General features: G+C 65.7%; 13 protein-coding genes. All 13 read right to left on the bottom strand.

Going from position 1 to position 20,534, the window contains the following annotated elements; translation table 11 throughout:
- Positions 1-28: 28 nt before the first annotated feature.
- The 13 genes from J7573_RS16595 to tssE all read right to left on the bottom strand — a co-directional run bounded on the left by J7573_RS16595 (position 29) and on the right by tssE (position 20,532).
- Positions 29-2,536, bottom strand: a complete 2,508-nt coding sequence (locus J7573_RS16595; protein ID WP_294337404.1) for an excinuclease ABC subunit UvrA — start codon at positions 2,534-2,536, stop codon at positions 29-31.
- 184 nt (positions 2,537-2,720) lie between these two features.
- The gene (tssA, locus tag J7573_RS16590) at positions 2,721-3,818 is read right to left on the bottom strand and encodes a type VI secretion system protein TssA (RefSeq protein ID WP_294337401.1); all 1,098 of its coding nucleotides are present in this window, start codon (positions 3,816-3,818) and stop codon (positions 2,721-2,723) included.
- Between the two features lie 95 nt (positions 3,819-3,913).
- The gene (locus J7573_RS16585; protein ID WP_110638575.1) at positions 3,914-4,432 is read right to left on the bottom strand and encodes a type VI secretion system tube protein Hcp; all 519 of its coding nucleotides are present in this window, start codon (positions 4,430-4,432) and stop codon (positions 3,914-3,916) included.
- A gap of 144 nt (positions 4,433-4,576) precedes the next feature.
- Positions 4,577-7,069 carry a type VI secretion system membrane subunit TssM gene (gene tssM / locus J7573_RS16580; RefSeq protein WP_294337398.1) on the bottom strand — a complete coding sequence of 831 codons (2,493 nt, stop codon included), beginning with the start codon at positions 7,067-7,069 and terminating at the stop codon, positions 4,577-4,579.
- Positions 7,066-7,974 carry a type VI secretion system-associated protein TagF gene (gene tagF, locus J7573_RS16575; protein WP_294337395.1) on the bottom strand — a complete coding sequence of 303 codons (909 nt, stop codon included), beginning with the start codon at positions 7,972-7,974 and terminating at the stop codon, positions 7,066-7,068. The genes tssM and tagF overlap by 4 nt, the downstream gene beginning before the upstream one ends.
- The gene (locus J7573_RS16570) at positions 7,971-11,771 is read right to left on the bottom strand and encodes a type VI secretion protein IcmF/TssM N-terminal domain-containing protein (RefSeq protein WP_294337394.1); all 3,801 of its coding nucleotides are present in this window, start codon (positions 11,769-11,771) and stop codon (positions 7,971-7,973) included. Before J7573_RS16570 ends, tagF begins: the two co-directional genes overlap by 4 nt.
- 30 nt (positions 11,772-11,801) lie before the next feature.
- The gene (icmH, locus tag J7573_RS16565; RefSeq protein ID WP_294337391.1) at positions 11,802-12,518 is read right to left on the bottom strand and encodes a type IVB secretion system protein IcmH/DotU; all 717 of its coding nucleotides are present in this window, start codon (positions 12,516-12,518) and stop codon (positions 11,802-11,804) included.
- Positions 12,515-13,858, bottom strand: coding sequence for a type VI secretion system baseplate subunit TssK (gene tssK, locus J7573_RS16560; protein ID WP_294337389.1), 1,344 nt, complete (start codon positions 13,856-13,858; stop codon positions 12,515-12,517). The genes icmH and tssK overlap by 4 nt, the downstream gene beginning before the upstream one ends.
- Complete coding sequence (tssJ, locus tag J7573_RS16555; RefSeq protein ID WP_294337386.1) at positions 13,855-14,577, bottom strand: type VI secretion system lipoprotein TssJ; 723 nt, start codon at positions 14,575-14,577, stop codon at positions 13,855-13,857. Before tssJ ends, tssK begins: the two co-directional genes overlap by 4 nt.
- 24 nt (positions 14,578-14,601) lie before the next feature.
- Positions 14,602-17,199 carry a type VI secretion system ATPase TssH gene (tssH, locus tag J7573_RS16550; RefSeq protein WP_294337384.1) on the bottom strand — a complete coding sequence of 866 codons (2,598 nt, stop codon included), beginning with the start codon at positions 17,197-17,199 and terminating at the stop codon, positions 14,602-14,604.
- The gene (gene tssG / locus J7573_RS16545; protein ID WP_294337382.1) at positions 17,196-18,266 is read right to left on the bottom strand and encodes a type VI secretion system baseplate subunit TssG; all 1,071 of its coding nucleotides are present in this window, start codon (positions 18,264-18,266) and stop codon (positions 17,196-17,198) included. The genes tssH and tssG overlap by 4 nt, the downstream gene beginning before the upstream one ends.
- Complete coding sequence (gene tssF / locus J7573_RS16540; RefSeq protein WP_294337380.1) at positions 18,230-20,050, bottom strand: type VI secretion system baseplate subunit TssF; 1,821 nt, start codon at positions 20,048-20,050, stop codon at positions 18,230-18,232. Before tssF ends, tssG begins: the two co-directional genes overlap by 37 nt.
- Positions 20,050-20,532, bottom strand: coding sequence for a type VI secretion system baseplate subunit TssE (gene tssE, locus J7573_RS16535; protein WP_294337378.1), 483 nt, complete (start codon positions 20,530-20,532; stop codon positions 20,050-20,052). The genes tssF and tssE overlap by 1 nt, the downstream gene beginning before the upstream one ends.
- Between the last annotated feature and the right edge of the window lie 2 nt (positions 20,533-20,534).

Here is a 20,534-nt window from a genome sequence, read left to right as displayed (position 1 = left end):
TTTAGCCGCGAAGAGGCCAGATCAGGCGCTACAAGGCCCGGGCCAGAAACTCGGCAGTACGGCTATCGGCACACCCAGCCACCACCCGCGGCGTACCACTGACCACCACCTGACCGCCCGCATCCCCGGCCCCCGGCCCGATGTCGATCACCCAGTCACTCTGCGCCACCACACGCATGTCATGCTCGACCACCACCACACTGTGCCCGGCCTCGACCAACCGGTTGAGCTGCACCAGCAAGCGGTCGATATCCTGCGGATGCAGCCCGTTGGTAGGTTCGTCCAGCACATACAAGGTCGCGCCACGGGCCACGCGCTGCAGCTCGGTGGCCAGCTTGATCCGTTGTGCCTCGCCACCGGACAGCTCGGTAGCCGGCTGGCCCAGGCGCAGGTAGCCCAGGCCGATGTCCTGCAGCACCTGCAGGCAACGCCGCGCCGCCGGCTGCTCGGCGAACACCGCAAGCGCTTGCTCGACCGTCAGCTGCAGCACCTGGGCGATGTTCATGCCCTGCCAGCTCACCGCCAGGGTTTCGGGGTTGTAGCGTGCACCGTGGCAGGTCGGGCAGGGCGCATAGACGCTGGGCATGAACAGCAGTTCGACGCTGACGAAGCCTTCGCCCTCGCAGTTGTCGCAACGACCCTTGGCGACGTTGAACGAGAAACGCCCCGCATCGAAACCGCAGGCCTTGGCCTGCTCGGTGGCGGCAAACAGTTTGCGCACATGGTCGAACAAGCCGGTGTACGTGGCCAGGTTGGAGCGCGGCGTGCGGCCGATCGGCTTCTGATCCACCTGCACCAACCGCTTGATGCTATCGAGCCCGGCAGTGACACGCCCAGCGCTGAACGGCTCGGGCTCATCTTCCAGGCTTTGCTCTTCAGGCTCGGCCTTCTGTTCGACCTGACCGAGATGGGCACCCACCAGCTCCAGCAAGGCCTGGCTGACCAGGCTCGACTTGCCCGAACCGGAAATGCCGGTGACCGACGTGAAGCAACCCAGCGGAAAGCGGGCGCTGAGGTTGTCGAGGTTGTTGCGGGTGATGCCTTCCAGCGCCAGCCAGTCGTGCGGCTGGCGTGGTGTACGCAGGTTGCGCTGCTGTTCGGCGAACAGGTAGGCGGCAGTGCGCGAGCCCTCGACCTGTGCCAGGCCGGTTGGCGGGCCGCTGTAGAGCACCTGCCCGCCATGCTCGCCGGCCGCAGGGCCGACATCCACCAGCCAGTCGGCGCGGCGCATGGTGTCCAGGTCGTGCTCCACCACATACACCGAGTTGCCCGCCTGCTTGAGCCGCTGCAAGGCATCGAACAGCGCTTCGCTGTCAGCCGGGTGCAGGCCGGCGGAGGGTTCGTCGAGCACGTAGATCACGCCGAACAGCTGCGAATTGAGCTGGGTGGCCAGGCGCAGGCGTTGCAGTTCGCCGAACGACAGTGTCGGCGTGCTGCGTTCCAGCGCCAGGTAGCCCAGGCCCAGATCGATCAGGGTGTCGATGCGCTCCAGCAACTCATTGGCGATGCGCTGTGCGGCCAGGCGCTTTTCCAGGGTCAGGTTGTCGTCATGCTGCTCCAGGTAGCCCGGCGCAGCCACCTGGCGGAACACCTCGGCGAGCGCCTGCAACGGCAGCCGCGACAGCTCGCCGATGTCGCGACCGGCGAAGGTCACGTCCAGCGCTGCACGCTTGAGCCGTTTGCCCTGGCACACCGGGCACGGGCTGGGGCGCATGTACTGCGACACGCGCTTGCGCATCTGTGCGCTCTGCGAGTGCATGAAAGTATGCAGCACGTAGCGCCGGGCGCCGCTGAAGGTGCCCTGGTAGCTCGGTTCGAGCTTGCGCTTGAGCGCGGCGCGGGTCTGCGCCGGTGTCAGGCCGGCGTACACCGGCACGGTGGGGGTTTCTTCGGTGTAGAGAATCCAGTCGCGTTGTTCCTGTGGCAGGTCGCGCCAGGGGATGTCGACGTCATAGCCCAGGGTCACCAGGATGTCGCGTTGGTTCTGCCCTTGCCAGGCCATCGGCCAGGCCGCCACGGCGCGTTCGCGGATGGTCAGCGACGGGTCGGGGACCATGGTCGCTTCGGTCACTTCATAGACCCGCCCCAGCCCATGGCACTCCGGGCAGGCGCCTTGCGGGGTGTTGGGCGAGAATTCCTCGGCATACAGCATTGGCTGCCCGGCCGGGTAGCTGCCGGCGCGGGAGTAGAGCATGCGGATCGAGCTGGACAGGGTGGTGACGCTGCCCACCGACGAGCGCGCGCTGGGCGTGCCGCGCTGCTGCTGCAGGGCCACCGCCGGTGGCAGGCCTTCGATGGCATCGACGTCCGGCACGCCGACCTGGTCGATCAGGCGCCGGGCATAGGGCGCGACCGATTCGAAGTAGCGGCGCTGGGCTTCGGCGTAGAGGGTGGAGAAGGCCAGCGAGGACTTGCCCGAGCCGGACACGCCGGTGAACACCACCAGGGCGTCGCGGGGGATATCGACGTCGATGTTCTTGAGGTTGTGCTCACGGGCGCCACGGACACGGATGAAGCCGGTGGGGGTGTGCGGCATGGGGCGGTCCTTGGCAGTGATGAGCGCTCAAGGTAGCAGTATTTGTGCAGGCTGTGCCGGCCTCTTCGCGGCGGTTCGGCGCCCCGACACGCCCGCTCCCACAGGATCACCTAAAGCCTGAGCATTGTGCGGTACCTGTGGGAGCGGGCGTGCCCGCGAAGAGGCCCGAGAGCCTTGCACAGGATCAGGACCTGGGTTCGCGGGTGCCCAGCACATCGCGGATGTTGTCCACCACATTGCTGTCCTTGATCACGTCGCTCAGCCAGCCTTCCAGCGGCATGTTGCCCCACTTGATGGCGCGTTCGATCAGGTAGGGCACCGGGCTCTGCGGTTCACTCTGCTTGAAGAACTGGGCGATGCCGGCGAGCATGGTGAAGGCTTCGTCGCGGGTCAGTGGCGTGGTGCGCATGGGCGCAGGCGCGGGGGCCTGGACTGGCGTGTTCATCGGTTCACCTGCTTCGCTGGAGGGGGCAACGGTGGCGACGGGTTCTGCCACTGGCACGACGACCGGGTGCAGTTCGACGCCGCGGTCCTTGAGCAGTTTCTCCGCCAGCTGGCTAGCGCGCGACAGCATGTCGGCGAGGCTGGCGAAGCTCGGGGCCTCAGAGCCGAACAAGCGGTCGGCACTGGCCTGCAGGCGGTTGCAGGCCTGCAGGCTGGCAGCAATCTGCATGGCCTTGGCGCGCAGGTGCTCGGTGTCGCTGAGGGCGACCGAACGCTGGAAGATCTCGGCGTTGATCTTGCCTTCGTTCAGCGCGGTCTGCATCGCCTTGGGGTTCTGCAAGGCGAGGTTCTCTACATGGCGTGATTCGTCATAGCGCAGCACGCCGAAATTTTGCCCTTGAGTGACGGGCAAGCCACCGGCAATGTCGGTGAGCGTGGTCTTGAGCCAGGCAAGGCGCGCGGCGCGCTCGTCCAGGCCGTCTTCGAGCGACGGGTAGGCGCTGTCCCAGAACGTGTCGAGGATACGTTCGGTCAACGTCAGGCCGAAGCTGATACCTTCGAAATGCTCGCGCTGGGCCAGGCCTTCGCTGAGCCAGGCGACCAGCATCAGGTCCTTGCTCTGTTGCGCCAGTCCCTGGGCCGAAAGTTCGATGACCTGTTCCCAGTCGGCGGTTTTCAGGTCGGTCTGCCAGTCGCCCTGGGTCAGGTAGTCAGGGTCTGCCCGGCGCGCCTCCTTGATCTGGTCGAACAAGGCAGAGAAGCTCAAGTCTTCGCCACTGCCACCATCGATCGGTGCGGCCAGCTCGGCCAGCGAAAGGTCGTTGAGGATTTCAGGCATATAACACTCTGATCAGGGGAGGGGAGCGGCGTGCCGGGCAAGCCGGCACGCTGCGAAACATGGGCCGCCTGCGCGGCCCATGGGCAAGCCAGTGCTTAGGCGAACACTTTGTTCGCGGTGCGGTCCCAGCCACCGACGATGTTGCCGCCAGCCTGGCCGTCGGTACGGTTCTGCTGGGTGTAGGTGGTCTTGATGCGAGCGAAGTTGAAGCTGATTTCTTCGATCGGCAGGTCGCTCACGGCCTTGTCTTCACCGCCCTGGTTGCCACCGGCGACGAATTTCACCGACGACACCACGACTTCTTCCATGTCGATGGTCAGGTAGGTGACCTTGTCGCCACCGGCACGGTTGACGTTCAGCTTCAGCTTGGAGATGTGCTTGCCGGTGCAGCAGTGTTCGAACAGCTTGGCCGAAGCCTTGTCGACTGCCTTGCGGATCTTGAAGTCGCTCAGGGCGACACGCTCGGAGGACGCACCGCCCGAGGAGCTGGCGGTAGCCGAGGTGGCCTGGGTGGCGCCGTACTCGTAGCCCAGCACTTCGATCCAGTCCTTGTGCTTGTCGTCCAGTACTTCGCCTGGGATGCCGTCGATTTGGATATACGCGTCAAAAGCCATTGTGAAACTCTCCATTAACATCATTTGAAGGGTTGCTCATGCACCCCTTGGTTTTGACCTCGCCGAACGCGTCGGCAGAGGTAGCTTGCCGCCCCCCTGGCCTCCTCCTGTGAGGCCCGGGTGGCCGGTTCTTGCGGCGCGGCCTCAGTTCAGCCCGCGCACTTCGATTTCCACCCGGCGGTTGGGCTCCAGGCACTTGATCAGCTGCGCCCGTGGCTGCTGCATGTCGCAGTTGACCAGCGGCTTGCGGCTGCCTTCGCCCTGGGCGACCACCAGTTCGGCGGGCACGCCCTTGCCGACCAGGTAGGTGCGGATGGTCTGCGCCCGTTGCTTCGACACCTGCAGGTTGCCCTGGCTGTCGCCGAGCTGGTCGGCGTGGCCGGAGATGACGATCTTGCCGATGTTGGGTGTGTTCAGCAGTTTGCTGGCGATCGCGCTCAGCTGGTTCTGGCCTTCGTTCTTCAGGCTCTGGAAGTCGGCGCGGCCGAAGGCGAACAGCGTGTCGGATTCCAGCGTGATGGTCTCGATCGAGCGCAGCGACTGGGCCCGCAGGCTGTCGATGTAGTTGCGAGAACTGGACATCAGGAAGGCGTTGTCGAGGATGCGTGGCACGTCCGGCTCACGGATCTGGTCGCTGTAGAAGGTGATCTGGCGGCTGGCGTAAAGGTAGTCCTGGTTGCCGCCTTCGCTACCGGCCGCCGCCATGCTCTTGCCGGTCTGGCGGGCGATGGCCGGGTACCAGTAATCCGGCAGGCGCGCCTTGAGGAAGGCCGGGTCGGCCTTTTCGCGCTGGGCCGGCGACAGCATCACGTAGGTATCCAGGGTCGCCTTGCCGAAGTCGGCGATCGACTGGGCGCGGTTGTCATGGGGCAAGGCTTCGGCCTGCACGCTGTCGACGCCGCTGACTGGCTGCAGCTCACGGGCGTTGCGCTGGTAGACCTTGAGCGTGGTCAGCAGGTACAGGGTGCGGGTCAGGTTGTCAGCCGTGGGCTTGAGCATCACGTTCTGCAGGGTGGCGAAGTAGCGATTGCGCACGATCGGCTCCACCTCATGGCCCTGGTACAGGCCCAGGCGCATGCCCAGCGGCACGCCCTGCTCGTGGTGCTGCTGATAGTAGTGCGCAGTCCAGAAGCGCAGGCGGTCGAGGCTGCGCCAGGCGGCGTACTGGCCGGTGGCGGCCTTGTCTTCGGCCTTGGCCTGGGCCAGCTCGCCGGCAATGCTGGCCAGGGTGGCGCGGTTGTTCAGGTACGACCAGCCCCACAGGCTGCACAGCACCAGGCCGGCCAGGCTGGCGGCGGCCACCCAGGCGCCCTTGCGCCGGCGTTCGCGACGGTTGCTGGTGTACAGCGCCACCAGGTGCTGGTCGGGGATGATCACCTTGCGGAACAGGCTGTTGATGAACAGGGGCGCCGGGTGGCTGCCAGCAGCGGCGGCGTCTGCGTCATGTTCCAGGGCGAAGCGCTCGGCCACATGCTGGCCGTGGCTGCCCCATTGGGCCTCGTCAGCCTCCAGCGCGGCGGTGAAATAGAAGCCACGGAGCATTTCGGCATTCTGGTAGGGGTTGGCGCGCAGCAGGCTGTCGACGAACTGCTGCAGGCGCGGCTTGAGCGCCGCCAGCTCCAGCGGGAAGCGGTAGGCAGCGTTGTTCTGCCGGGTCACCTGGATGTCCTGCTGCACCAGTTGCTGGCTCGCCACTTGCTGCCAGTAACCGGTCAGCTCGTCCATCGCCTTGCCGAAGCGCTGGCCCCAGTCGGCCTGCTCATAGCCCTTGTGCGAGAAAGTCTTGCCCATCACCTCGCCGCGCGCGGCATCGTCCAGCTGGCGGTAGAACGGGGTGAAGCCTGGGATCAGGTCGCATTTGGTGAACACCAGGTAGATCGGCAGGCGCACTTCCAGCAGCGCGCAGCTTTCCTGGATGCGCTCGCGCAGGCGCTTGGCCACGCGCTCCTGGTCTTCGGCCGTGCCATGCAGGATGTCGGCGATGCTGACGCTGACGATCAGGCCGTTGAGCGGGCGGCGTTGGCGATGTTGACGCAGCAGTTGCAGGAAGCCGCGCCATTTGCCGGCTTCTTCGGGGCTGTTCATGTAGCGCCCGGCAGTGTCCAGCAGTACCGCTTCGGAGCTGAAGAACCAGTCGCAGTTGCGTGTGCCGCCCAGCCCGGACACCCGTGCGCCCTCGCGTTCGGCATAGGGGAAGTTCAGGCCCGACTGCAGGATCATGGTGCTTTTGCCTGCAGCCGGCTGGCCGATCACCAGGTACCAGGGCAGGGCGTACAGCGCATCCTTGGCGGCGGTGCCGCGCGGCTTGTTGCTGTGCAGGCGCTCGATGCTCTGCAGCAGGCGCTCGCGCAGCAGGCTGACCTCCTCACGGTCGGCCGGGGTGGCGTTGAGCACGGCCTGGTCGGCGTCGTCACGCAGCAGGCCTTCGAGGTTGTGGTGCTGGCCGGCACCCCGGTACAGCAGCAGGACATAGCCCGCCGACAGCAGCAGGAACACGCCGATGCCGGCCAGCAGGCTGTGCAGCGAAGCGAAGCCCAGGGCACGGCCGATCGCCCAGACCAGGAAGATCGCCAGGAAGAACGCCACCCCCAGCAGGTAGGGTTGGTAACGCAGGCAGTAGTACTTGATCTTGTTCATACAGGCGTCGCATCCAGCGCATCGACGAACTGGTCGATGACGTGTTCAAGAGGTCGGTCGTAGTCGTGTTGGCGTGGTGCCGCTGCCAGCGGGCCGAGCAGCGCCAGGTGCTGATGCGCTTCGGCGCAGCCGCTGAGCAGGCGATAGGCGCTGCTGGCGTGGCGCGACGGGAAGCAGTACAGCCGCGGGTGCATGAAGTCGTCGGCCAGCAGGCTCACCGCCGGCACGCTCGGGTGCCCGCTCAGGCGCGTCAGCCAGGTCAGCCAGAGGTCGGCCGTGGGGTTTTTCAGGCCGCGCTCGGCCGGCAGCGGCAGTTCGATGCCGCCGTCGAAGTCGCCGTGCAACGTGGCCCGGCTGGCCTGCAGCCGCGCCAGCGCGGTGGCACTGTCGAAGCTTGGCCAGGAGCCGTGCAGGGCGCGCGCGACATCGGTAAAGCTGAAGTCGTGGAGGAACTTGGCGTGTACCCGACGGAACAGGTCCAGGTCCTGGGGCTGCAATGGGCGCAAGGCCTTGATCCGTTCGAACAGGCTGGCGCGGTCGGCGCCTTGTACCGCTTGGTGCAGCAACGGTTTGATCTGCGTGCTGAACAGCTCACCGAGGGTGAACGGGTTGACCAGCGCGGCGCCTTCCTCGCCCTTGAGCAGCTGGAAGATGAAGAACGGGTAGCGCCGCTGGCTGGCGTCACGCGAGCTGAGCAGGCCACCAAGCAGCCAGTTGCCATTGCGCGCACGGTAGTTGAAGAAGCACATCGGCAGTGCGTCGAACAACGCCTGCCAGTCTTCGCGGTGGCGCATGGCCGCCAGCGAGGACTGCAGCCAGGCGTCGAACTCGCAGACTTCCTCCGCCGCGCCATGCAGGCTGACGAAGTCCGCGCTCGACGGCAACTTGCCGAAGCAACCGATCATTGCGCGCCCCTGTCGTTGAGGGCGCTGAGGGCCTTGACGTCACCCAGGTCGGTCAGCTTGACCCCACCGAAGTTGCGCACCACCAGGCTTACGCGGCCGTTGGCGGTGTTCCAGCTGAAGCGCTGCTGGATACCGTCGAGGTCTTCGACCCGGGCGCTTTCGTTCATGCGCAGCAGGCCCCAGCGCCCCGGGAAGTCGAACACGGTGACCCGCGCGCCGCTCAGGGTGACCACGTCCAGGCGGGCGCCCGGGGCGTTGCTGGTGCCTGGCCAGGCAAAGCGGTTCCAGCTGCTGCGGCCGTTGCGGTAGTGCTGCTCCTGGCCATCGAGGGTGAACACGATGTCGGTGAAATTGGCCGAGGGCTCCAGCATGATCTCGAAGCCGTTGTCGCGGTCCGACAGGCTGGCGATCACCTGGCCCACGGAGCTGGCCTTGTCGATGCTGTTGAGCATGCCCGGGTTGACCAGCGCCGGCCCCTTGCCGTCGCCAGCCCCCAGGCCTTCACCGCCGGCCAGGTTGCCGATTTCATTGCGTTTGAAGGCCGGCAGCAGGCCGCTGTCAGGGTCGACGAAACGCTGCAGGTCTTTCACCGAGGCCTCGTTGCGGCTGCCACCGGCAATCGGGTAACGGTGCGCCATGACCTGCTCCCACGGCTTGGCGATCTGCTGCGCCCAGGCCTTGGCGATCTGCTGCCCGGCCGGGTCGCGCAGGGTCGCCCAGGCGTACTGGATCGGCAGGCTGAACAGCCCCTGCAGCGAGCGCGACAGGCCGTCCTGGCTGGTGTCGACGCTGCTTTCCACGTAGTTGCGCACGGTGGTGACTTCGCTCGGCTGGCCTTCCAGGGTTTCGCTGATCAGCTGCTTGCTGCTCTTGCCCACATCCTGCGAGCGCTGGATGTTGTTCATGCGTACCTTGAGCTTGCGCAGCGCGGCCAGGTAACGGTCCATGATGGTGCTGTCGGCGCCTTCGGCGTTGTTCTCGGCGAACACCCGCGCTACAGGTTCGAAGCGCTTGGCCAGGCTGCCGTCATCGACCGCTGGCAGGGCCGGAGCGACGTCAACGGGGAGGGCGTCTTTGCTGTCGAGCAGGCCGCTGACCTTGCTCCAGAAGCCGTCCTCGCGGGCGGCACCCGAGGCCGGGATGGCATGCTTGACCGGCAGGTCCCACTGGGTGTTGTCGTTGACCGCCGCCAGCAGGTTCTTCACCGGCGAGTTCTGCACGTCGCTGAGCAGGCCCAGTTGCTGGGTGGCGGAGGCCAGGTCGGCGAAGTGACGCACGCCGACGCTGCTGACCATCTTGTACCAGGCCTGGGTGTAGTCGCGCTTGTAGCGGGTCATGAACTCGCGGACGAAGTTGGCCTTCTGTACGATGGCATCGCCGCCTTCGCCGTCCAGTACCCAGTCCGACTCGTTGCGCAGGTTGCCCGACACCAGCTTGATCAGCTCGGGCTTGACGAAGGTCTCCCAGCCCTGGCGGGTGTAGATCGCCGGTACGCCGGCGGAGCCGTACAGCAATGCGCGGCCCGGTTGCGGCACCAGGTCGTTGAGGCTCAGCGCCGGGAACTGGCGGCTCGATTCGAGCTGCAGGCGCAGGTATTCGCGATCGACCAGGGAGCTGGAGATCATGAACGACTTGAGGTTCTCCCGGGTTTCGTTGATCAGTTGCTCGTTGCGTGGCAATGACGGTGCCTGGCCCTGTTCCAGCAGCTGCACGTAGAGCGGGGCGTTCTCGTCGATCACGCCGGCATCGGCCAAGGTGCCTTCACCGGCGGCGCTGGCCCAGGCCTGGGGCAGGTTGGCGGCAACGAAGGCGGCGTCCGGATGGGCCTGGGGTTCGGTCAGCAGCAGGTACAGCTTGAGGGTGTTGTAGGCATCGATGATCGACGCCACTTGTTGCTCGTCGAGGCGCCCGAGCATTTCCTCGGACAACGACAGGCCGCCGGTGGTGGCCGACAGGTCGGCGGCATCGCTGGCGGTGGCCAGGTTGACTTTGGCGGCATAGCCACCCATGCGGGTATTACTCAACGCGGCCTGGGCCTTGGCGGCAACAGCCGGAGCCAATGGCTTGCCATTGCGCTTTTTCTGCGGTGCCGGGGTAAATTCCAGTTCCTGATTGATACCGCTGGCGAAGGTGTTGAACGCGCGCATCTGCACTTGCAGGCTGCGGGCGATCGGCTCCAGCGCCTGGCTACGCAGTTGCGCCAGGTAAGCGGTGCGGGTCACCTGGTGGATCGCCTCACCGTGGTACAGGCCGGCACTCAGTTGCAGGGGTACGCCCTGCAGGCGATGGGCCTCGACGGCGGCCATCTGCTCGCGCAGCACTTCCAGGCCCTTGCCCGCGGCCAGCAGCTGCTCGCGGTCTTCTGCCTGCTCGATCTGCGCCAGTTGCCCGCGCAGGCTTTCCAGCCACTGGCGGTTGTTGGCGAACGACAGCGCTTGCCAGCCAATGAACAGCACGCCAGTGGCAGCCGCCAGGGCCAGCAACAGTGGGCTGAAGCCGGCCTGGCGGCCCATGCGCGACTGGAACAGGGTCAGGTCACGGTCGGGGAAGATCACCCGGCGGAAGGTATCGGTGATGAAGTAGCTGCGGTTGCCCGCGGCCTTGCTGGCGCTTGCAGTACCGTCATCGTAGGCGGCCTTCAGGGCGAACTCGTCGGCGATGGCGTCTTCGTAGACCTGCCCCAGGTGCTGGTCGGTCTGCAGCGCGCTGGTGAAGTACAGACCGCGCAGCAGCAGCGGGGCGCCGCCGCGGTGGCCACGGGTGAAGTGTTCGAGGAACTGTTCGAGTACACCGCTGAGGGCAGCGAAGTACTGCGGGAAGTTCACCAGGGTGCTGTCGGCCTCCGAGCCGAGGGCGATCATCTGCGCATCGACGTGCTGGCGGACATGGCCCTGGAGGCTCTTCAGGCGCGTTTGCAGTACGGCATGCAGGCCATTGCTGCGGATTTCCGAAAGGCCGAAGGTCATGCCCAATGGCTGCTGGCGTTCGTGCAGATCAAGGCCGTCGAAGGCCTGGTTGAAGCCCGGAAGCTGGTCGGTCTTGCTCAGCATCAGATAGATCGGCGGGTTGGCGTCCAGGCAATCCGCGTACTCTTCCACCCGCGCCACCAATTGGGCGGCCAGGGCGTTGCGATCGTCACTGTTGGCGGCCAGCAACTCCGGCAGGCTGACCACCAGCACCAGGCCGTTGATCGCCGCCTTGCCACGCTGCTTGCGCAGCATGCGCAGGAAGGCGGAAAACTCGCTGGCCGACTGGTCGTTGCCCAGGTAGCGGCCGGCGGTGTCGATCATCACCGCTTCAGGGCTGAAGTACCAGTCGCAGTGCTGAGTGCCGCTTTCACTGTCGTTGGCCGTGGCGATGCTGGCCGAAAGGCCCGAATGGGTCAGCAGCGAGGTCTTGCCGGCAGCCGACATGCCAAGCACCAGGTACCACGGCAGGTCGGACAGCGCCGCCTTGCCGCCACCGCCGGCCGAGCGGTCGGTGCGCAGCATGGCGATGGCGTGCTTGAGGCGCTCGCGCAGTACTTGCTGGTCACGGAATTCGCCGGTGGCATTCCACGAGCGGTCGACCTCGATCTGCAGCATGTTCTCGAGGTTGTGTTCGGCGCGAATGCGCTGGTACTGGCGCAGCACGATCACCAGCAGGAAGCAGGCGCTGATGATCGCCAGCGCTTCGGGTACGTGATGACGCAGCCACGGCACCAACGGCGCGGCCAGCCAGCAGATCAACAGGCTCGCCAGCCACAGCAGCGGCAGGAGAATCCAGAAACTTTTCAACAGACGCAGTAATGTTTTCATGTCTTCCTGACTCGGCTACCTGAGGTGTGCTCAGGCACTGAACAGCTGGCGGATTTGTTCGGAAAGGGCGAGGACGTCCTTGTCCAGCAACCAGTCGAGCGTCAGGTACACGGCGACGCAGACCAGCGCGATCAGCGCCAGGTACACCCACAGCGGCACCTCGTGGCGCAGCATCTGCGACACCTGGTCGGGCAGCGCCCAATCCGGCGACAGGGCCTTGGGCGCCTTGCGGTAGCGGGCGATGTCCTGGCCCAGGGTGTTGGCCAGGTAGCGCAGCTGGTCCTTCTGGCCAAGGCCGAACTTGCCTTCGAAGCCCAGGGCCAGGCACAGGTGATACACCTCGAGCACGTCGATGTTCTGCTTGAGGTCGGCACGCAGCGCGTCGACCTTCTCGTAGAAGCCTTCACCGGCCAGGTGCACGCCGAAGTAGCGGAACTGCAGCGGCTGCAGCTCGAAGTGCCGGCGCAGTTCGTTGTCACCCGAGCGCAGCACGCTTTCGTCGAGGAACGCACACAGCGCGTACTGGGTATCCTTGACTTGCTCGACGCTGTAGTTGGCGGCGCGGGCATCGCGTTCCAGGTTGCCGAAGAAGCGCTCGACGCTGGCTTCGAAGGCCTGCACCGAAGTGGGTTGGCGGCCACGGCGCACGATCAGCGCCATGCTGATGAAGTCCTGGACCAGGTCCTTGAGCGTCGGTTTGTCGCTGGCGGCCGCGACGGCGCCCTGTTGCAGTACGGCTTCGGTCATTTGAGCACCGCCATCAGTTCAAGCTTGAGGTTGGTAAAGGCGCTGGGCGCGTAGAAGCAGACGGTCTGGGCGTTCATCATTCGCTCATACACATGGCCGTGCGGCTCGATGGCGAAGTACTGGTTGTCCAGGCGCACCGGGATCGCGTTGGGCAGCCGTGCGGCGTGGTTGAGGGTGACGCCGGGCATGGCGCTGTTGACCACCACTTCGATGTCTTCCGGCGAACCGACCTTGAATGCCCGAGGCACCAGTTCCAGCAGGCTGGCACCGGGCATGTCGGCCTGCACCGAGACATAGAAGTCGGCCTCGGCCAGGCGCGGGTCGCGCAGCTGGCCCTGCCAGTACGATGGCTTGGTCTGGGTGAGGTTGATGACGATGCACTGGTTGGGCACCACGTTGTCGAGCATCACCCGGATCATTTCGTCGAGCTTGACCAGCGAGGCCGCCGGGTCGCGGTGGTCGTACTCCGGGACGTCGCTGAGCTGGCTGTCGAGGGTGAAGGTCAGCAGCCCGCCGGCCAGGTCGGCGAGGAACAGGTACAGGCGCTCTGGGTGCAGGCGCGGGTGGGCCAGCAGGTGGGCCAGCTGCGGGTGAGCGCGGTTGACCGTGTTCAGCAGCCAGAACAGGGTGACGTCGCTGGAACCGAACTCGGCGATCTGGTCGGCACGCTCGCGGCGCCGGCCGGACAGCGCCTTGCTCTTGGCCTGCAGGGCGCCGAGCAAGCGCTTGCCGATGCCGGCCAGGGTCTCGTGGTTGCCCAGGTGCAGGGTCGGGTGGACGAAATGCGGGTCGAGGTTGAAGCCGCCCATGCTGTTGCGTGTCAGCTTGGCCAGCGGGCAGTGGCTGTAGCCGTCGAGGCTGTCGCCGTCGACCAGCAGCACCACGTTCAGGCGCAGGCTGGTGATTTCGTTTTCCAGCTCGCCTTCGTTGAGGTCGGGCAGGGTGTCGAACTGCTTGCGGAAACGCCGGGCGGCCTTGTGCGCCTGGCCGTCCTCGACGTAGTTGAGGCCGAACGGCTCGGGCAGCTTGAGCGCGGCATATACCTTCAGCTCGTTGGCCTTGAGCAGGTCCTTGAGGTCGCGTGCGGCCGGCAGCGGGTCGTGCTGCGGTGCGTCGTACAGGCTGCCGTCGGGGAACACCAGCTTCAGGCGCTTGAGCTGCAGCGAACCGTTGGCCAAGGCATCCTCGTCCACCTGCAGCGTCTGCACACCCCAATGGAACGGGGTGCCGCGCAGGGTCGCTTCGGCCAGCTGGTGCTGGTGGAACTCATCCTGGTACTGGAAGTGCTGGGGCAGCAGGAACATGCCTTCAGACCACATCACCCGGCTCTGCTTGCTCATTTGACGCTATCCACTAAAGAGTTGAGGGTTTTGTCCGCGGCGTTCTGTGCCGACTGGCCGGCCACATCGGTGGCCTTGTCGAGCACGGCGTCCTGCACCGTGTCGGCCAGGGACGGCGTGGCCTGCTCGGCCTTCTGCGCGGCCGCCAGCTGGTCGGCGGTCGGCGGTTTGTTGAGTACGTCGACACCGCGCATGGCGCTGATTTCGGTCTTGTCCACCAGCACCCGCAAGCCGTCGGAGGAGAACCAGATGCCATCCTTGCGCAGCGACTCGGCGTCGAAGGCGACCTTCCAGCGCGCGTCCTTTTCATCGCGGAAGAACGCCGCCACACCCACGTAGCGCGCGCTCTTGGCCAGCGGCCACTGGTCGATCTGGCCGATGCCCGGCAACAGGGTGATCTCGCGGGCTTCCACCAAGGTGTTGCCGAGAGCCTTTTCCGGGGAGTCCCAAAGAGTCTCGGCATCGGTCGCGGCGAAGCGCTCGAGGTCGGTCAGCTGGTACACGCGCATCACCACCGACAGCGGCTTGCCCTCGACATCGGGGTTGAGCTGGTTGCCGCCGTCGGAAGTCAGGATGACCTTCTCGCTGTCGGCCAGCATGTCGGCCGCCCAACTGTCATCCATGCGCTTGCCGATACGGTCGGTGACCCCGCAGCCGGCCAGCGCCAGCAGCAGGGCGGCGGTGGTCAGGCGCTTGAGGGCGGTGTGCTTGTGTTGCATGACGGCTAAACCTCCTTGTACGGGTCAGGCCAGGCGATAGGCGAAATCGCCATCGCTGCCCAGCTCGATCGCCAGGCGCTCGATCGGCGCGTCCTGGGCCATGCGCTCGAGCACGCGCTGGGCGAGTTCGGGCATCAGGGTCTGGGACAGGATGTTGTCGATGTTGCGCGCACCGCTGTCGACCTCGGTGCAGCGCGCGGCGATGGCCTTGATCAGCGCTTCGTCGTAGCTCAGTTCGGCCTGGTGGTTGCGGGCAAAGCGCTTGGCGATGCGTTGCAGCTTGAGGGCGACGATGCGCTCGAGGATCTGGTCCTGCACCGGGTAGAACGGCACGATGCTCAGGCGGCCGAGGAAGGCCGGCTTGAACACCTGGTTGAGCTCGTCGCGCAGGCCTTCGACGATGGCGTCCGGCGTTGGCAGCTCGCTGGCGTTCAGGCAGGTCTGCATGATGCGTTCGGTGCCGGTGTTGGAAGTGAGGATGATCACCGTGTTGCGGAAGTTGATCTCACGGCCTTCGCCGTCGTCCAGCACGCCCTTGTCGAACACCTGGAAGAACAGTTCGAGGACGTCGGGGTGGGCCTTTTCCACCTCGTCGAGCAGCACCACGCTGTATGGTTTGCGACGCACGGCTTCGGTCAGCACACCGCCTTCGCCGTAACCGACGTAGCCGGGAGGCGAGCCCTTGAGGCTCGACACGGTGTGCGCCTCCTGGTACTCGGACATGTTGATGGTGATCAGGTTGCGCTCGCCGCCGTACAGGGTGTCGGCCAGGGCCAGCGCGGTTTCGGTCTTGCCGACACCGCTCGGGCCGAGCAGCAGGAACACGCCGATCGGCTTGTTCGGGTCTTCCATGCGGGCGCGGGAAATCTTGATGCGCTTGCCGATCTCGTGCAGGGCGTGGTCCTGGCCCAGCACGCGCTCGCCGAGCAGGGCTGGCAGGCGCTGCACGGTGTCGATCTCGTCACGCAGCATCTTGCCCAGCGGGATGCCGGTCCAGCCGCTGATGACCTGGGCGATGGCGCCGCTGTCGACCAGCGCGTGCACCAGTGGCTGGTCACCTTGCACGCGGGCCAGCTCGGCGCGCAGGGCGTTGAGCTGGGCGGTATCGGCGTCGTTGGCGGCGTCCAGCGCCTTGAGTTGTTCGACCAGCGCCAGCTCTTGCTGCCACTGCTCGTTCAGTTGCTGTTCCTGTTGTTGCTCGGCCTGCAGGGCCGCCTGCAGCTCGCCGAGGCGGCGGACGTGGTCGTGGCCCTTGCCAGCTTCGTGGCCAAGCACGGCGATTTCGGCCTGCAGGTTGTCGATCTGCCGGCGGCAGTCTTCCAGGGCGCCGGGCTGCGACGATTGCGCCAGGGCGATGCGCGCGCAGGCGGTGTCGAGCACGCTGACGGCCTTGTCAGGCAGCTGGCGGCCGGTGATGTAGCGGTTGGACAGGCGCACCGCCTGCACCAGCGCTTCGTCCATCACCGCCACCTTGTGGTGCTCGCGCATCTTGCCGAGCAGGCCACGGAGCATGTGGATGGCCTTGTCTTCGTCAGGCTCTTCGACCTTGACCACCTGGAAGCGGCGGGCGAGGGCGGCGTCCTTCTCGAAGTACTTCTTGTACTCGGCCCAGGTGGTGGCGGCGATGGTGCGCAGCTCGCCACGGGCCAGGGCTGGCTTGAGCAGGTTGGCGGCATCGTTCTGCCCGGCCTGGCCGCCGGAGCCGATCAGGGTGTGGGCTTCGTCGATGAACAGGATGATCGGGTGCAGGCTGCGCTTGACCTCTTCGATCACGGCCTTGAGGCGGTTCTCGAATTCGCCCTTGACCCCGGCACCGGCCTGCAGCAGGCCCAGGTCGAGGGTGTGCAGGGCGACGTCCTTGAGCACTGCCGGCACATCGCCCTGGGCGATGCGCAGGGCCAGGCCTTCGACCACGGCAGTTTTGCCGACACCGGCTTCACCGGTGAGGATCGGGTTGTTCTGGCGGCGGCGGGTGAGGATGTCGACCATCTGCCGCACCTCGAACTCGCGGCCCAGCACCGGGTCGATGCGGCCTTCGCGGGCGCTCTGGGTGAGGTTGACGGTGTACTGGTCCAGCGCCGGGGTCTTGCCGCCGGCCTTGGCATTGCCGGCGACCGGTGCTGCCGGGCTGGCCAGGGCGCTGGCCTGTTTCGATTCGGCGCTGCCTTCGATCAGGGCGGCGAGGTTCAGGCGCAGGTCGTCGGCGTTGATCTTTTCCAGCTCTGGTGCCGAAGCGATCACCACGCGGCGCAGTTCGGCGTCATCGAGCAGGGCTTGCAGCAGGTGGCCGCTGCGCACCTGGCCAACGCCGTACTCGATCGAGGCCAGCAGCCAGGCCTGTTCGATCATGCGGGTGATGTGCGGCGACAGTGCCGGGGTGCGGGTGTTGCCTTTCTTGAAGGTGCCCAGGGCGGTGACCAGCTGCGCCTGCAGGCGCTCGGCGACTACGTCGTAGTGGCGCAGGATCGGCGCGAGGTCGCTGTCGCTGTTGTCGAGCAACTGCAACAGCAGGTGCTCCACCTCGACGTCATAGTGGTGCTCCGACAGGCACAGGGCCGCCGCGCTTTCAGTGGCCGTGCGGCTGGTTTCGTTGAGCTTGGCGAACAGAGACTTCAGGTTCACAAGGCGACCCCATCGTAAGGAATGTGGAAGACGGCGCAACGCGAAGGCTCCGCGTCGCGACCAGGGCGTTTGAGCCAACCCAGCCAGCCCAGCGCGACATTGCCGCTGCGGCCCAGCTGGGCGCGTGGTACCGCCTCGCGCTTGAGGCGCGGGGCAATTTCGAAATCCAGCTCGGCACCTATATAGAAGCGCACCAGTTCGACCAGCTTGCGGTAGCACGTGGTGCCCGGCTGGAAGCGCTGGTAATCGGCCAGGCTCAGCGGGCCCAGTTCGATGCGGATGCACGACTGGTAGTCCCAGACCCGGTTGCCGGCGACGGCACTGTGGCCCAGTTGCGCGTTCTTGCGCCCCAGCTGGGTACATTGCTCGGGCTCCAGGTTGAGCCAGCGCCCGGCGAACTGCTTGACCTTGATTGGCAGCGAGAAATAGAAGCCGAGCATCACTTCGAGGTTGAGCGCGTTGCGCGGCTTCTGGCTGAGCAGCCCGGCGAAGTAGCTGAACAGCTCGCGGCGCAGCGCCGACGGGTGCTCTTCGAACCTGAGCTTTTGCGCACGCGGGCCCAGGCCGACCAGGTTGAGCAGGTAGCCATCGAAGCCCGAAGTGCCATTGCGCTCGTGCTCGATATGGAATTTGTACTTCTGCCATGCCTCGTAGAACAGCGTGGTCATGCGGTGCGAGAAGATGTCGAGAAACGCATGGGCGGCATCGTCGCGGTATTGCACGTGGCGTTCGAGCAGCAGCTCGGTGTACGGGCGCGGCAGCACGCCCGACGGCCCGACCAGGCCCATGAAGGTGACTTGCACCTCCGACAGCGGCAGGCCGGCCGTGGAGACCTTGCCCTCGCGCTCGAAGTGCAGGTCGCTGACCTCGCTGGCTGGGAACGCCAGCGACAGCTGGGTGCGAAAACGCAGCGGGTCTTCGTGCGGCCGGGTCGCCAGGTCCATGCGCCCGGTACGGCTGTAGTGCAGGCGGAGCAGGCGCACCAATTGAAAGAATTCGAATCGGTGCGGCTCGGCTCGGGCCTGATCGATCAGACCAGGGGCTGATCGCCAGTGCGTGCTGGCCATTGGACGATTCTCTTTTCTCGTTGTTGGGAGCGCAGGCTCAGTCGGGTGAAGCTGTTCATCGAGCAGTACTGGCCGAAGAAGTGGTCCAGCACCATGCCGAACAGGAACACGCCGCTGCCGGTGAACTGGCTTTCGTCGAGGGTCAGGGTGATGCCCACGCCACGGACGAAATTCGGTCGCGGGTGGCCGATACGTGCGACCACCGGCTCGCTGCTGATCGCCTTGATGCCGTTGATCTGTTTGCGAATGGCCGAGACGTTGCGGTAGTTGTACAGCGACAGCAGTTCGAGCAGCACTTCGCGGCCCTGGCTGACCAGTGACAGGTGGTTCAGCGACAGGTGCGCGATCAGCCGCCAGATCAGGCCCTTGCCCAGCGGCACGCGCACGGTGGCGGTGGGCTTGCGCAGGCAGCGGATGTTCTTGATCACCGAGTTGGCCGGGATGTTGAACTCGCCGTGCTCGCCACCGAACGGCAGCATCAGCGGTACATCACGGTTGCTGCAGGTCAGGCCGATGCTCAGGGTGTCGCTGCTGCCGTCGATCAGTTCCAGGTCGCGGTCGACCACGCGGATGCTCATGGCCGTGGCATCGCCTTGGTTACGCCGGCGGGCGATCCAGAAGCTGGTGCGCGGGTCTTGCTCGCCACGTGGCTCGAAGAACGGCTGGCAGGTGGCGACCTGGTCGATGCCACCGAGCTTGCGCACCCGTCGCACACGGTCGATCGACACCACTTCGGCGGCATTGTGCAGACGGGTGTCGGGGGTGACCGGGTATTCGTGCTGGGTGTGGGTCAGCTTGATCGGCTCGGCCTGCTGGCGGAACAGATTGATGATCGGCGTGCAGTTGAGCTTGAAGTTGTTGCGCCCGATGTTCTGGGTCAGCCGCGCCAGGCGCTCGCTGAGGTCGTAGTCGGAAAAATAGAAGTTGATCTCGACCTGCTCGACCGCCTTGCCTTGGAGGATGCGGGCAAAGCCACTGAGGTCGAAGAACATGAATTTGTCTGGGAAGGTGAAGTACTCGTGCAGCAGGCGATAGCCCAGGAACGAGCGCTCGGAGTAGTCCACCAGGCCTTCGTCGCGGGCATAGCCGACCGCCTTCAGGGCATCGGCCGGCAGGGCGACCTCGCGGCTGCGGCCCTCGTCCTGGAAGCTCAGCGTGGCTTTGGCCAGGTTGTTGAACAGCAGCTCGTACAGCTGCAGCATCAGCGTCGCTTCACCGTCGAGGAAGAACCGCAGGCGGTCGACTTCCATCTGGCCGAACAGTGCATCACCGGAGGCTTGCAGGCGGATGCGCAGATGGGCCACCAGGTCGGCGCTGTGGCCGTTGAATGCCGAACGTTCCATCTCTGCGAACGAGGCCTGTTGCACGCTGATCGGCCACAGCTCCACCGGGTAGCAGCTGCGGAACTTGCACACCACGCCGTCCACGGCATTGGCCTGCATCTCGGTGTGGCGCGCCACGCGGTAGGCTTCGGTGACTTTTTCATGCTTGCCCAGGCTCAGCTCGACGATCGACATCGACGGCGTAGGGCGCAGGTAATGCGGGTACAGCACCTCAAGGAAGGATTCGACGATTTCCGGAAACTCGTCATCGAGCTTCTTGTGCACCCGCGCAGACAGGAACGAGAACGCCTCGATCAGGCGCTCGGTGTGCGGGTCTTCGCAGTTGTCGCCCTCGATCAGCAGTCGCGAAGCAATCTTCGGGTACTGCGCGGCAAACTCCTGGCCGAGGAAGCGCAGGTGCGACAGTTCCTTTTCGTAGTAGGGCAGCAGTTCGTCGAGCATCAGTTGAGGTTCTGCACTTTGTATTCCTGGGTGTTGACCTGCAGCACGGCGTCGAACGACACCTGGCGGCTGATGTCCTGCAGACGCAGCACGGCGTCCACGCGGAAGGTCAACATGCGGTGGCCGTTTTCCTGGGCCAGCAGTTGCACCCGCACCCGGCGAAAACGCCGGTCGCCGGTGCTGATCGCCCGCTCCAGCTGTTGCTGGATGAGCCGGCGATCATGGGGGTCGAGCACGCTGCGGCTGATGAAGTCGGGCATGCCGTATTCAAGGATGGAGCCACCGAGCTGGCTGAAACCCCCGAGCTCCTCCGCAACCAGGGACTGGCGAGTGTTCACCAGCACCTCGAGGTCGCGGACGATGCTGGCCTTGTACTCGGCCAGCGAACAGGTGCGCTGGGCGGCCGCTTCGGCCGACTGGTAAGGACGGTCGTCCAGCAGTCGGTCGAGCAGCGAGGGCAGCAGGCGGGCCTGGTTACTCATGT

This window comes from Pseudomonas sp., assembly GCF_017744435.1.
In the GTDB taxonomy this organism is placed as follows: Bacteria; Pseudomonadota; Gammaproteobacteria; order Pseudomonadales; family Pseudomonadaceae; genus Aquipseudomonas.
Note: the sequence above shows the minus strand (reverse complement) of the source record. Positions and strands in the feature narration are given on the sequence as shown.

What these genes read in the sequence shown, in the direction of transcription:
- J7573_RS16595 (WP_294337404.1), bottom strand. Translation starts at nt 2,536, where the DNA reads ATGCCGCACACCCCCACCGGCTTCATCCGTGTCCGTGGCGCCCGTGAG.
- tssA (WP_294337401.1), bottom strand. Translation starts at nt 3,818, where the DNA reads ATGCCTGAAATCCTCAACGACCTTTCGCTGGCCGAGCTGGCCGCACCG.
- J7573_RS16585 (WP_110638575.1), bottom strand. Translation starts at nt 4,432, where the DNA reads ATGGCTTTTGACGCGTATATCCAAATCGACGGCATCCCAGGCGAAGTA.
- tssM (WP_294337398.1), bottom strand. Translation starts at nt 7,069, where the DNA reads ATGAACAAGATCAAGTACTACTGCCTGCGTTACCAACCCTACCTGCTG.
- tagF (WP_294337395.1), bottom strand. Translation starts at nt 7,974, where the DNA reads ATGATCGGTTGCTTCGGCAAGTTGCCGTCGAGCGCGGACTTCGTCAGC.
- J7573_RS16570 (WP_294337394.1), bottom strand. Translation starts at nt 11,771, where the DNA reads ATGAAAACATTACTGCGTCTGTTGAAAAGTTTCTGGATTCTCCTGCCG.
- icmH (WP_294337391.1), bottom strand. Translation starts at nt 12,518, where the DNA reads ATGACCGAAGCCGTACTGCAACAGGGCGCCGTCGCGGCCGCCAGCGAC.
- tssK (WP_294337389.1), bottom strand. Translation starts at nt 13,858, where the DNA reads ATGAGCAAGCAGAGCCGGGTGATGTGGTCTGAAGGCATGTTCCTGCTG.
- tssJ (WP_294337386.1), bottom strand. Translation starts at nt 14,577, where the DNA reads ATGCAACACAAGCACACCGCCCTCAAGCGCCTGACCACCGCCGCCCTG.
- tssG (WP_294337382.1), bottom strand. Translation starts at nt 18,266, where the DNA reads ATGGCCAGCACGCACTGGCGATCAGCCCCTGGTCTGATCGATCAGGCC.
- tssF (WP_294337380.1), bottom strand. Translation starts at nt 20,050, where the DNA reads ATGCTCGACGAACTGCTGCCCTACTACGAAAAGGAACTGTCGCACCTG.
- tssE (WP_294337378.1), bottom strand. Translation starts at nt 20,532, where the DNA reads ATGAGTAACCAGGCCCGCCTGCTGCCCTCGCTGCTCGACCGACTGCTG.